Consider the following 12,000-nt stretch of genomic DNA (forward strand, 5'->3'; position numbering starts at 1 on the left):
TCCTCCGTTTCAGCGGGTGTCCTCGGCAGTTCAAGACGGAGATCCTGCTATTCGTTCCGCGCCGATCCTGCCGCTCCGGCGCGGCAGGCTTGGACTACGGCTTTAGGGATCGGCTTGCCCTACCCCTACCGGCTTGCCGAGCTCCGGCCAGCCTGCTCCTTCAGGAGAGCCCGCACGGCCTGAGCTACTTCATCGGGATGGTCTTCCGGCGTGAAATGCTTTCCGCCCTCGATGCGCGTCAGCGGCGCCCTCAGATCGCGGGCCAGCCGCTCGCCGTACGCGATCTTCTGGAACTGGTCGGCTGCCCCCCACACCACGCGCGCGGGCAGATCGAGATTGGGAAGCGACGGAGCGACATCAAGCGTGTCGGTCGCGGACAACCCTGCGACCTGGCGCGCCAAGGCAAGGCCGGCGCCGTTCTGAGAATAATGGCGCCAATGTACGTGAAGCGCAGACTCCCCAGTGTCGCGCTGGTCGTGGCCACGGTAAAACAGCATTGCGATCATTTTCCGCAGCATGCGTTCAGGCACGTGCGGCAGGAGACCGCGCATCTTCTGCATCGCCACCACACTCGGGATCGGCCACGAATCGTAGCAGATGGAGTTCGTCAGAAGGAGGCCGGAGCAGCGCTTGGGGTACCGCGTGGCCGCGATCTGCGCCACTCCGCCACCAAGGTCGTGCCCGACAAGGATCGCCTGGTCGATGCCGATCTCGCGCAGCCACGCAACCAGGTAATCGGCCTGCTTTGCCACCGAGAGGTCGCGTCCCTCGCCCTCCGGGATCGATGCACCGTACCCGACCATCTCCCATGCCAGACACCGCGCTTCGGGCAGGCGACTCACGACCCGCCGCCAAAGATCGGGCGAGGTCGGTATTCCATGAAGAAACACGACAGGCGGGCCGTCGCCGGAGCGGCCCCAGCGCATCCTGATCCCTTCCACCTCCCGGCTCTCGAAGTCCATGATGTCTCTCCCTTCACCTCGCCCGCTGTGATCGGAAGAACCGGCGAGCATGACCGAAGGTTTCCAGTCGCCGTTCCCATCGCATCACCTTTCGCCGAAGCAGGGTGCCAGTTCGGACCGCCACTCACCACGTTCGAACGACCAGCCGTAATGTCCGGCCCCCTAAGTCTTCGCCGCAGCCGGAGTGCTGTGGCCGCTGCGGACATCACGCCGGCGTCGCCGCGATGTCCACGAGTGACTGCCCGGCTTACTCAAGTCAGGCGAGCGGGTAGATGAGCGCCGCAGGCATCAGGCTTCAATCCGGCCGTGCTCGGAGAGGCACTCCTCATGATCTCGCAGGACCTCAAGCACGCGACAGTCGGCCACACGGTCGCGGTCGCATTCGCTGAGCATGCGCCGCAGCTCGATCCTCAGTGCCTCGAGGCGGGCGATCCGTGCCTCGACCTCGCGCAACTGTCGCTGGGCGATCGTGTCCACATCGGCGCAGGAGCGTTCGGGATTGTCCGAAAGATCCAGCAGCTCCCGGATCGCGTCCAGCGTAAACCCGAGTTGCCGCGCGTGGCGGATGAAGGCCAGCCGATCAAGCTCGGCATCGCCGTAACGGCGCTGCCCGCCCACGGTGCGGCCAGGCTCCGGCATGAGGCCGATCTGTTCGTAGTAGCGGATCGTCTGCACCTTGGTGCCGGTCCGTCGCGCAAGCATGCCGATGGCGAGCATTGGCAGGTCCCTCCATATCTACCGTCGCTGTAGATTTGCTCCAGCAGCATGACAAGCGGTCACGAAGCCGGGAACATCGGGTCAACCCGACCGAAAGTGCTCGAACCTCTACCCACTGTAGCTTGTATCCGGCCGCCAAAGATTGGTCGAGAAAGGCAATGCTCATGAAGCCAACGCGAAGCTTGCTGTTGCTGCCCGGCCTTGCCGTCGTGGCCTTTGCGGGCGGGCTGTTGTGGCAGCGTGGCACCTCGGCAAGCGTGGTCGCCGAGGCGGAGCCGGCCATCGTCGCGGACTTCGAGTTGACCGGACACGACGGCATGCTGCGCACCGAGGAAGACTTCCGCGGTCAGTGGACATTGGTTTTCTTCCGCTTCACCCATTGCCCGGATGTCTGCCCCACAACGCTGGCCGACATGGCGCAGGTGATGGACGACCTCGGACCGCAGGCGGACGCCGTTCAGCCCCTCTTCGTCTCGGTCGATTCTGAACGTGACGACGTCGAGGCGCTTGCGGAATACGTGCCGCAGTTCCACCCGGAGATCATCGGGCTGGCCGGCACGTCCGAGCAGATCGAGAAGACCGCGGAGACTTTCAAGATCTACCACGAAAAGGTCGAAGCGGAGCAGGCGCCCGACGGCTACACCATGGGCCACAGCTCGCAGATCTTCCTCTTCAATCCCGAAGGTGAGTTGGTGGAGCTGTTCAGCTATGGCACGCCAGCGGCCGAAATCACGGCGGGTCTCAGATCGCGGATTGCTGCTGATGGCTGAGCTTCGAGGCGAGGCGGCCCTCTTTCTCGCCTGGGGACTCGCACTGGCGGCATCGCTGACCGTGCTGTTCATAGGGGAGGTGTTGGGTCAGGCGCCCTGCACCCTCTGCTGGTTTCAGCGCGCCTTCATGTTCCCGCTCGCTGTCCTGCTGGGGCTCGGGCTCTGGTGGCAGGATCGGTCGGTCGCCCGCTATGCGATCGCGCTCGCAGGTCTCGGCGCTGTCTTCGCGCTCTGGCACCTGGCGCTCTTCGTCCGCCTTGTGCCGGAACAGGTGCAGCCCTGCACCGCTACCGGACCGTCCTGCACGGACCAGAACCAGCTCCTGTTTGGCGTGCCGATCCCGGCCCTCTCGCTCCTGTCCTTCGGCCTGATCGCTGCCCTGTCCGCCATATCTCGCAAGGAAACGCCCGCATGACCCGCAGACACCTTCTCTTGGCTGTTTTGGCCGTGGCTGTCGCCATTTTCGCGGCCGCGTCCTGGATCGTCACCCGTCCTGCGCCGCAGGCAATGTCGGTCGCGGCGGAGACTGCCGAGATCCTCGTCAGGCCCCATTCACCGGTCCTCGGGACTGAGGATGCGCCGGTGACAATCGTGGAGTTCTTCGATCCGGCCTGCGAGTCGTGCCGGGCATTCTATCCGATCGTGAAGGACATCATGGCCGAGCACGGCGATGCTGTCCGGGTGGTGATCCGCTACACGCCGTTTCACGGCGACGTATCCGAACAGGCGATCAAGGTGCTCGAAGCCGCGCGGGCGCAAGGCGTTTTCGAACCTGTTCTCCAGGCGCTCATGGAGACGCAGCCGGAGTGGGCCTCGCACGCCGATCCTGCGCCGGATCTGATACTTCCGATCGTCGCAGAGGCGGGACTCGACCCCGATGAGGCCAAGGCGCAACTTCTCAGCCCCATGGTCCTCGGCATTCTCAACCAGGACCGCGCCGACGTCCAAGCGATTGGAGTCCGAGCAACGCCGACGTTCTTCGTGAACGAAAGGCCGCTGGCATCCTTCGGCGAAGCTCAGCTCCGGGATCTTGTCGCAGCCGAGGTGCGGGCCGCCGGCTCCTGACTTTCGCACTCCCAGAAAGCAACGAAAGGACACCCATGAAACTTCCCTTCGCCTCCCTCGCAGTGGCGCTCGCGCTCGGGATGCCTTCAGCCCTTTTCGCCGGTTCCCAGGATGTGGTGGCCGAGAACGCGTGGGCGCGCGCCTCGATCGGCACCAGCCGGCCAGGCGCGGCATACATGACGCTCCGCAATACCGGCGAGGAGCCGGTAGTCCTGACCGGCCTCAGCACGGACCTGGCAATGATGCCGGACATTCACCGCACCACGACCGACGCCCAGGGCATGACCTCGATGGCGCCGGCCGGCGAGCTGGAGATCGCATCCGGCGAGGCGATCGCGCTCGAGCCAGGCGGACTGCACGTGATGCTGATGCAGCTCCAGCGCCCGATGGTCGAGGGCGAAAGCTTTGCGCTGACGCTCGAGTTCGCCGACGGCGGCGAGATGCAGGTCGACGTGCCGATTCTGGGCATTGCCGCGCGGGGCCCGGAGGAGTGATGCGGCGCCGAAAACTCCTCGGCTACGGCGCTGCCGGTCTGGGCGCGGCGGCACTGACGCTTTTCGCTGGCTGGTGGCAGGTGGATGGCCCCGGCGCGTCCGTGGCAGCCGGCCAGCGCCCGCTACCGCTCGGCGAGATGGCGTTTCGCCTGACCGACCATGAAGGCCGGATGGTCGGACCGGAAATGCTGATCGGTCGGCCGTCCCTGGTGTTCTTCGGCTTCACCTACTGTCCTGAAGTCTGCCCCACGACGCTGTCGGATATTTCGCTCTGGCTCGATGGGCTCGGAGAGGATGCGGGCCGATTGAACGTCGTGCTCATCACGGTCGATCCCGAGCGGGACACGATGGAAGCGCTGTCGAACTACGTGGAATACTTCCACCCCGCGATCCAAGGCTGGACCGGCACGGACCACGAGATCGCCCAAGCCGTCGAGGGCTTCCGCGCCCGATACGAGAAGGTGCCCCTCGAGGGCGGCGGCTATACCATGAATCACACGGCTGGCGTCTTCCTGTTCGACGCCGGAGGGCGGCACGTGAGCATCATCGACTATCACGAGCCTCGAGAGTTCGCGCTACCCAAGATCCGTCGCGCGATGGAGGCGAGCGCAACAGGTTCGAGCTGAGCAAGCGGTTCCAGGGCCGCACCCAGGAACACCAGCAAGAATCCCGAAGAAGGTCCTTGAAGCTACAGTGGCTGGAGATCGTATCTCCTTGAGGCGAGACAGCGAGCAGGAGAGTGACATGGCGGACAGCAAGTCCAGACAGATGGAATGGCGCGTGACCGGCATGGATTGCGGTGCCTGCGCCACGAAGGTGCGCGGCGCGGTGGAGCGGCTGCCCGGCGTCGCCGACGTCGATGTGGCCTTCCTCGCAGAACGGTTGCGCCTGACGCTCGACGAGAGCCGGACCGGGTCCGAGCGGATCGAGGGGGCCGTGCGTGCGCTCGGTTTCGGCATTGCGCCGAAGGGCGCCGCCCCGGAAAAACCGAAAGGCGGCTTCATCTTGCCGGAGGGCGCTTTCCCACCCGCCGAGACTGAGGCAAGCGCCGTTGGAGCGGACGAAAGTGAAGCTGCAACGGCAACGACAGCGGCTGCTGCCGATGAGCCCGCACCGGCTTGGCACGCGACGGCCAAGGGTCGCCTCGTGATCGGCACCGGTGCGCTGCTCGCGGCTGCGTGGGTCGTGCGGCTCGCCTTTTCGGTCGAGATCGCGCACTGGGCGTTTGCGCTGGCCACGTTGATCGGTCTCGTGCCCATTTCGCGGCGTGCCGTCGCGATGGCGCGGGTGGGCATGCCCTTCACCATCGAGATGCTGATGACCATCGCCGCCGCGGGCGCGCTGGTGATCGGCGCGGCCGAGGAGGCAGCGCTCGTCGTCTTCCTATTCGCGGTGGGCGAGATGCTGGAAGGGCTCGCCGCGAACAAGGCGCGGGACAACATCAGGGCGCTGGCGCGCTTCGTGCCCAAGACAGCCTTGGTAGAGGTCGGCAGCCGGACGCGGGAAGTTCCCGCCGAGAGCCTGAGGATTGGAAACGTCGTGCTGGTCCGGCCGGGCGACCGCGTCCCCGCCGACGGGGAGGTGATCGAGGGCGTCTCCGGCGTCGACGAAAGCCCGGTGACGGGCGAGAGCGTGCCCAGCCTGAAGGAGCCCGGCGCGGACGTCTTCGCCGGCTCCATAAATGCCGAGGCGGCACTGCGCGTTCGCGTCAGCCGAACGGCTGAGGACAACACCATCGCACGGATCATCCGCCTCGTCGAAGAGGCCGAGAGCGCCCGTGCGCCGACCGAGCGCTTCATCGACCGGTTCAGTCGCGTCTACATGCCCCTTGTCGTCGGCATGGCGCTGCTCGTGGCCGTGGTCCCGCCGCTCGCTTTCGGTCAGGCTTGGGGCGAGTGGATTTACCGTGCGCTCGCGCTCCTGCTCATCGGCTGCCCCTGCGCGCTGGTGATCTCGGTGCCGGCCTCCATTGCCTCTGCGCTCTCCGCGGGGGCCCGCAACGGTCTCCTGATGAAAGGCGGCGCCGTCATCGAGGCGGCGGCAAGGATCACGCGTGTCGCCTTTGACAAGACCGGCACGTTGACCCACGGGCGTCCGCGCGTGACCGACTTCGTTACCTTCGCAGACACCGAGGCGGAGCTTCTGGCAACGGCGGCGGCTGTCGAGAACGGCGCGAGCCACCCAGTTGGCAAGGCGATCTGCGCTCGCGCCGAAGCGGATGGGATCGACACGCCGTCTGCCTCGGGCGCGCGGGCGATCCCCGGCAAAGGCGCGGAGGCGGTGATCGACGGCCAGGTCGCGACAGTCGGCTCGCCGCGCCTGGCCGAAGAGGCCGGCATGATGACCGAGGGAGCCCGAGCGCGCATTGCCGCGCTCGAAGAGGAAGGCAAGACCGTGGTCGCGGTCTGGCGCGTCGAGACGTTGCTCGGCCTGATCGCCCTTCGTGACGAGCCGCGGGAGGATGCCGCCGAGGCAGTGCGCCAGCTCCGCTCGATGGGGATCGTCCCGGTCATGTTGACCGGGGACAATGCCCGCACCGCGACTGCGATCTCGAGGGGGCTGGACATCGAGCACCGCGCGGGACTGCTGCCCGAGGACAAGGTGGATGAGATCCGACGGTTTGCTCGCGAGGCGCAGGTGATGATGGTCGGCGACGGGATCAACGACGCGCCGGCGCTCGCCGCGGCGCATGTGGGCGTGGCCATGGGCTCGGGCACCGACGTGGCGCTCGAGACGGCTCATGCCGCGATCCTGCGGGATCGCGTGACCGATGTGGCGGGCCAGATCCGACTTGCCCGCGCCGCGATGGTCAACATCCGCCAGAACGTCGCCATTGCGCTCGGGCTCAAGGGCGTGTTCCTCGTCTCCACCATCCTCGGCATCACCGGCCTGTGGATTGCGATCCTCGCCGATACGGGAGCGACCGTGCTCGTGACCTTGAACGCGCTTCGACTGCTCGTCTTCCGCCCGGAGAGCGAGACCTTGGCTATCCGCCGCTCACTTTCCGCCACTGTGCAGGGAGGCCCACAAGTCCGCCTCTCTACCGAACCGAAGTGATCAGATCAGGAGGAACGTCTTGATGACCGACATGACCCGCCGCCGCCTGCTCGTTGGCATTGCGAGCCTCGCCGTAGTTCTGCCGACCGCCTCCGCCGCGCAAGGCGAGACGCCTGCGATACATGTTCTGAAGGACAGGAACTGCGGCTGCTGCGAGGCTTGGGTGCGCGTTCTGCGGGATCACGGTTTCGGTGTGACGACCGAAGCGAGCTTTGGAACCCTCCTGATCCGGCACAAGCTGGAGAACGGAATCCCGCAGGAGATGCATTCCTGCCATACCGGCGAGATCGACGGCTACATGATCGAAGGGCATGTACCGCCCGCTGACATCCGCCGGCTGCTGGGCGAGCGACCAGACGCTATCGGCCTTGCTGTCCCCGGCATGCCCTACGGCTCGCCCGGCATGGGGCCGGAGGACGAGCGCGAGGCCTATGACGTGTTCCTCGTCCATCACGACGGCAGTTCGCAAGTGTTCTCGAGCTACGACGCTGCTTGACGACGGTCAGCCTTGGCTGCCGGCCGCATTGAACAAGCCGTGGCTCCAGGCCTTGTGTCCGAACCGGACCCTCAAGCCGTGGCGATCGAAAGCATCACGACGCTGCATCTGGTGTCATGGCTGGCTGGCCTTCAGGAAGCCCATGTCGATGCTGACGGCGTCCAGGTGATCTGCCATGGCCTGATACGCCCCCGGTGCGTCTCCGGCGGCGATCGCCTCTACGATGCAGCCATGTTGCTTGCTGTGCACGCGCGTGAACTCCACGACCCCGACGCGGCGATAGGTGCGATCCCACTCCCGCTGCCAGACCGCACGACAGCGCGCGCTCGAAAAGTGGCGCAGGAGGGCAACAAGGAGCGGGTTTCGAGCCACCTGCGCGATAGCCTGATGAAAAGCATCGTCGGCTCGCTCGCAGGCGGCACGGTCGCGTGCGGATCGCCCCTCCTCCACCCGCCTGCGCAGGAGGACAAGATCGTCGTCGATTCGGCGATCGGCCGCGGCGGCCGCCACTTGGGGTTCGAGCAGCCGCCGGGCATCCATCAACTCCGCTGGCGTCGTCGCCTCGAGCAATAGGGTGTCCTTCACCGGACGCCCCAACGGCGCGCGGCCGCGGAAGGTGCCCTGGCCGACATGCCGCCATATCTCGCCCTCCGCCTCGATCGTCGCGAGAGCCGCGCGCAGCGTCTCGCGGCTGCATCCGATCAGGTCCTTTAGCACGCGCTCGGGCGGCAGCCGGTCACCCGGCGCCGGCGCCCGCTCCTCGAGAACGAGCCACAGCTTCTTCCGGGCCTCATCCTTGGTCATTCGCACTACAAGCCTCCAGTCCGAACCAATTTGCGGTCCAATCCCGTTCTCTGGCAAGAGGCGTCGGTACTGCCGGAGACGCCGATGCTTTCTCTTGTCATTCTCACAATCGCAGGCCTTCTGGCGGGCGGGCTGAACGCCGTCGCTGGCGGCGGTACGTTCCTGAGCTTTCCCGCGCTCGTCTGGCTGGGAGTGCCACCGATCATGGCCAACGCCACTGCGACGCTGACGGCCATGCCCGGCTACATCGGCAGCGCCTGGGCCTACCGCCACGACGTCGTCGCCGAGGGAACGCTACGCCTCCGCGCGATCATTCTTGTGGCTATCGTCGGAGGACTGGCCGGCGCAGCACTGCTTCTGGTGACGCCTGGCGAGGCCTTCGTCGGTATCGTTCCATGGCTGCTCTTGTCGGCGACCTGCCTCTTTGCCGCCGGTCCGCAGGTTCTCGCAGCCGTCCGCGCTGGCGGCCGCCGCGCCGCGGGGCCGCTCCTCTCGGCTGCCGCCATCTTTGGGGTCTCGACCTACGGCGGCTACTTCAACGGCGGGCTCGGCATCATGCTGCTCGCGGTCCTGGGGCTCATCGGGTTCACCAACCTGCACGGGATGAACGGGCTGAAGAACCTACTGTCGGCAATCCTGTCCATTGTGTCGGTCGCGACCTACGCGACTGCGGGCCTCATCGCCTGGGACTCCGCCCTCGTCCTCGCGGTCGCGACCACGGTTGGCGGCTACGTCGGCGCCTCGCAGGCGCGGCGCATTCAGCGGACCGATCTGTTGCGCACCGGAATCGTCGCAATCGGTGTCATCATGACCGTTATCTTCTTCGCTGTCTGACGTCAGGCCCGATGTTGCACGGTGCCGTCCGTCAAGATGACGCTGTGCATCGGGACGTCCCAAGGCATCGGGTAGATACGTCCGGGCGCATTTCCTCTCCGTCCGCGGGCACCGGAATGTTCCAGATCCCGCGCTTCATCGCGCAGCCGGGCGCCCAGGCGCGAAAGACCAGCGGCGCCGTCTTACTCATGACGACCGGGCAGGAGGACGATCGCCCCGGCTTCGTGGGCGCGGGCCATCCAGCCGCGCAGGTCCGGCTCACCCCGGATCGGCCAGTAAAGGGCGATCCGCACACCTGCTTCTGGTGCGATGACCTCGTCGAGTGCGCTCGCGAGCGTCTGCGCCGCGATGGCGCGGTCGGAGCGGGAGACATGTCGGCGCGCCTCGATCATGCGGGCGCGCTCGGCCTTGCGGAAGCGGGCGACATCCCTCGCCGTCTCGGGGTCGACAGGCTGTCCATCGACCAGCTCGTGCGCGAAGCAGGCGGGCGAGCCGCCTCTCTCTTCCTCCATCAGCCCCTCCCGTCAGCCATTGCCGCCACCCGGTCCGGCGGGAAGATCGCGTCATAGGCCCAGGTGAAGGCAAACGCGTAGAGAGCGTAGAAGGCGGCGAAGGAGAAATCCATCAGCAGCGCCTCGAGCAGTGTAATACCGAGCCACCAGGCGAAGAGCGGCAACAGCAGCAGGAGAAGTGTCGCCTCAAATAGGAGCGCGTGCACAACGCGGATCGGCAGCGTCTTCTGCAAAGCGCCAGTCGTGCGCCGCAGGAGGTGGTCGAAACCGAGATTGTAAAGATAATTCCAGATCGTGGCCGCCGTCGCACCGAGCACGGCGAGTACGCCCATCTCGTCCAGCGGGTGGTCGAAGACCCAGGCGAATAGTGGCGTGGCGATCAGCAGGCCAAAGGTCTCGAAGCAGATGGCCTGCCGGATGCGGTCGGAGGTTGTGCGCATGGAGCGGCTCCCGTCTCATTCCCGGGCCGTCCCGAATGCTGTCTCGGTCACCGAGCGAGGTCGTCCTCTGCCCCAAAGACGTATGCTTGGCGGCAATCGCTTCAAGCGGAGCCCTTTAGCCCGCTGAGCCTGGTGCGTCAATTCCGGCTCGTTGACTGCTGCCAGCGCGGGCGCGGCAATCCAAATTCCCTACCGACCCTCGGGGCCGCGACCAGCATCATCGATCCTGAGACGTCTCGCCTCCCGGTGGCCTCAACAGCTTCCCACGCGACGTGAGGAACAATTGCCACGGGCGGCGACGGGATCGGCCCGCCACCAGCCCATGATCTGGTCAGGATCAGCCTGGTGAAGCGAACTTGGGTCTTTGTCCGACGACCTCAGAGCACATCGCGTGGCGCTTGCAGATTGCGACCTCTCCGCCTTCCGATGCGGTGACCTCGACACGCTGCTGACCCAGGCCGCGGAACTCGTATCCGACGCGCTTGGATCGAGCTGGTCAAGGTACTGGAGCACCGGCCGGACCGCCGCAAATTTCTGTTTAGCGGCGAAAGCGGCCGCACGCCTTTCCGCAGACGGCTGGTTTCATCGAACCTCACATTGTGAAGTGCGGCGTGGGAACGGCTGAAGGGCCGCCCCGCTTGGTCAAGAAAGAGAGCAGTCGGGATGAGCAGATTGAACATCATCATCGCGGAGGACGAGGCGCTGATCGCGCTCGACCTGCGCTGCATGTGCGAGGATGCGGGCCACCGTGTTCTGTCCGAGGCGCGATCGGCCGGCGAGGCGCGGCAGGTGTTCTCGGCCCTTGTCCCGGATCTTCTCCTGACGGACATGGACCTCGCTGAAGGGTCGGACGGTGTAGAAGTCGTGCGGGATCTTCGCAGGCACGCGCCGGACACGTGCATCGTTTTCGTCACCGCCACCAGCGATCAGTCGACCTTGGACAGGATCAGTGCAGTTCAGCCGGACATGGTGCTCGCCAAGCCGGTCACCGAGCTGGACCTCGAGAGAGCTTTCCGCCTGGCGCAAGGGGCCGTGGCACAATCCGCTACGCACGGGGCTCTTCGGCACCGGCAGCCCCATCAAGGCGCCAAGTGAGGCCCTCCGGGGCGTATTCCACGCTGGTCGCTCCGCCCAAGGCGCCGCGCAGCATCGCGTCGGTCAGGGTCGTGCCGAAGCCCTTCCTCGTGGGCGTCGCGACCGGCGGCCCGCCCCGTTCGACCCAGGAGACGCTCAGGAGGCGCTTGCTGTCGGCGGCGGGCGCGAGATCCCAGGAGATGCGGACTTCTCCTGTTTCGGTAGACAGGCTGCCGTACTTTCCCGCATTCATGGCGAGCTCATGGAAGGCCATGCCGAGGCTCTGAGCCGCCGCCTCCGCGAGCGCCTTCTCCTTGCGCGCCAGTTCCCGTTCCAGCGCCTTGATCCGCTTCTTGTCGTCCTTCGTCTCACGCGCGGCCCGCGTCGCCGCCGCACGCTCCCAGTCGTTCGCCCGCTCGCAAGCCTCGCGCCAGACCCGGAGCTGCTCCGGATAGAGGCCCCGGCGGCGGCAGTATTCGCCAAGCTCGGTCTCGTTCATCGCGGCCGTCTCGATCACTGCCGCGAGCTTATCGGTTGAGGTCCAACCCTCGGGACCCGTCTTCGCATCGGGCAGGAACTGGCCTTTCGCCCGCGCCTCTTCACGCCATTTGGCGAGCGTGCCCCGCGAAATCCCTTCCTCCTGCGATAGCTGCCGCAGCGGCCTGTTGTTCGGTGGCAGCATCTTCGTCAGAACCGCCGCCTTCCTCTCCGGTGAGTATGCCAATCCATCATCCTGTCCGCCCGCCTCAGGGTACACTTTTCAGATTAGTACGGG

At 66.1% G+C, this 12,000-nt stretch carries 15 protein-coding genes; 9 read left to right on the top strand and 6 right to left on the bottom strand.

Annotation, left to right across the window (positions count from 1 at the left end; all coding sequences use genetic code 11):
- Positions 1-125: 125 nt before the first annotated feature.
- Together BM162_RS16995 and BM162_RS17000 are read right to left on the bottom strand one after the other, a co-directional pair.
- Positions 126-962 (bottom strand): alpha/beta fold hydrolase, encoded by an 837-nt coding sequence (locus BM162_RS16995; RefSeq protein ID WP_093424541.1) that lies wholly within the window; start codon positions 960-962, stop codon positions 126-128.
- A gap of 288 nt (positions 963-1,250) precedes the next feature.
- The gene (locus tag BM162_RS17000) at positions 1,251-1,679 is read right to left on the bottom strand and encodes a MerR family transcriptional regulator (protein ID WP_093424543.1); all 429 of its coding nucleotides are present in this window, start codon (positions 1,677-1,679) and stop codon (positions 1,251-1,253) included.
- A gap of 164 nt (positions 1,680-1,843) precedes the next feature.
- Between BM162_RS17000 and BM162_RS17005 the strand changes: the two genes are divergently transcribed.
- From BM162_RS17005 to BM162_RS17035, 7 genes are all read left to right on the top strand, one after another.
- On the top strand, positions 1,844-2,449 hold the full coding sequence (locus BM162_RS17005; RefSeq protein WP_177215221.1) for an SCO family protein: 606 nt from the start codon (positions 1,844-1,846) through the stop codon (positions 2,447-2,449).
- Positions 2,442-2,864: a disulfide bond formation protein B gene (locus tag BM162_RS17010; RefSeq protein ID WP_093424544.1), complete on the top strand. Its 423-nt coding sequence runs from the start codon at positions 2,442-2,444 to the stop codon at positions 2,862-2,864. The genes BM162_RS17005 and BM162_RS17010 overlap by 8 nt, the downstream gene beginning before the upstream one ends.
- Entirely contained in the window at positions 2,861-3,514 is a 654-nt protein-coding gene (locus tag BM162_RS17015) for a DsbA family protein (RefSeq protein ID WP_093424545.1), read from the top strand. Before BM162_RS17010 ends, BM162_RS17015 begins: the two co-directional genes overlap by 4 nt.
- 35 nt (positions 3,515-3,549) lie before the next feature.
- On the top strand, positions 3,550-4,008 hold the full coding sequence (locus BM162_RS17020) for a copper chaperone PCu(A)C (RefSeq protein ID WP_093424547.1): 459 nt from the start codon (positions 3,550-3,552) through the stop codon (positions 4,006-4,008).
- On the top strand, positions 4,008-4,634 hold the full coding sequence (locus BM162_RS17025; protein WP_093424548.1) for an SCO family protein: 627 nt from the start codon (positions 4,008-4,010) through the stop codon (positions 4,632-4,634). Before BM162_RS17020 ends, BM162_RS17025 begins: the two co-directional genes overlap by 1 nt.
- 118 nt (positions 4,635-4,752) lie before the next feature.
- Entirely contained in the window at positions 4,753-7,065 is a 2,313-nt protein-coding gene (locus BM162_RS17030; RefSeq protein WP_093424550.1) for a heavy metal translocating P-type ATPase, read from the top strand.
- Positions 7,066-7,087: 22 nt separating this feature from the next.
- Positions 7,088-7,561, top strand: coding sequence for a DUF411 domain-containing protein (locus tag BM162_RS17035; RefSeq protein ID WP_093424551.1), 474 nt, complete (start codon positions 7,088-7,090; stop codon positions 7,559-7,561).
- Between the two features lie 114 nt (positions 7,562-7,675).
- Here BM162_RS17035 and BM162_RS17040 read toward each other — a convergent pair whose 3' ends face one another.
- Positions 7,676-8,371 (bottom strand): FadR/GntR family transcriptional regulator, encoded by a 696-nt coding sequence (locus BM162_RS17040; RefSeq protein ID WP_093424552.1) that lies wholly within the window; start codon positions 8,369-8,371, stop codon positions 7,676-7,678.
- Between the two features lie 78 nt (positions 8,372-8,449).
- On the opposite strand from BM162_RS17040, the gene BM162_RS17045 reads away from it, so the two are divergent.
- A complete protein-coding gene (locus BM162_RS17045) occupies positions 8,450-9,199 on the top strand; it encodes a sulfite exporter TauE/SafE family protein (protein WP_093424553.1) in 750 nt (249 codons plus the stop codon).
- Between the two features lie 182 nt (positions 9,200-9,381).
- Here the strand turns inward: BM162_RS17045 and BM162_RS23315 are convergent, their stop codons facing one another.
- Both BM162_RS23315 and BM162_RS17055 read right to left on the bottom strand, forming a co-directional pair.
- Positions 9,382-9,711 (bottom strand): 5-formyltetrahydrofolate cyclo-ligase, encoded by a 330-nt coding sequence (locus BM162_RS23315; RefSeq protein ID WP_245759315.1) that lies wholly within the window; start codon positions 9,709-9,711, stop codon positions 9,382-9,384.
- On the bottom strand, positions 9,711-10,151 hold the full coding sequence (locus tag BM162_RS17055; RefSeq protein WP_093424555.1) for a PACE efflux transporter: 441 nt from the start codon (positions 10,149-10,151) through the stop codon (positions 9,711-9,713). The genes BM162_RS23315 and BM162_RS17055 overlap by 1 nt, the downstream gene beginning before the upstream one ends.
- A gap of 663 nt (positions 10,152-10,814) precedes the next feature.
- Between BM162_RS17055 and BM162_RS17060 the strand changes: the two genes are divergently transcribed.
- The gene (locus BM162_RS17060) at positions 10,815-11,246 is read left to right on the top strand and encodes a response regulator (protein ID WP_093424556.1); all 432 of its coding nucleotides are present in this window, start codon (positions 10,815-10,817) and stop codon (positions 11,244-11,246) included.
- Here the strand turns inward: BM162_RS17060 and BM162_RS17065 are convergent.
- Positions 11,197-11,949, bottom strand: coding sequence for a sensor histidine kinase (locus BM162_RS17065; protein WP_143096193.1), 753 nt, complete (start codon positions 11,947-11,949; stop codon positions 11,197-11,199). The two genes, BM162_RS17060 and BM162_RS17065, sit on opposite strands and share 50 nt — an antisense overlap.
- Positions 11,950-12,000: the final 51 nt, after the last annotated feature.

This window comes from Tranquillimonas alkanivorans (genome assembly GCF_900115595.1).
GTDB classification, from domain to species: Bacteria; Pseudomonadota; Alphaproteobacteria; order Rhodobacterales; family Rhodobacteraceae; genus Tranquillimonas; species Tranquillimonas alkanivorans.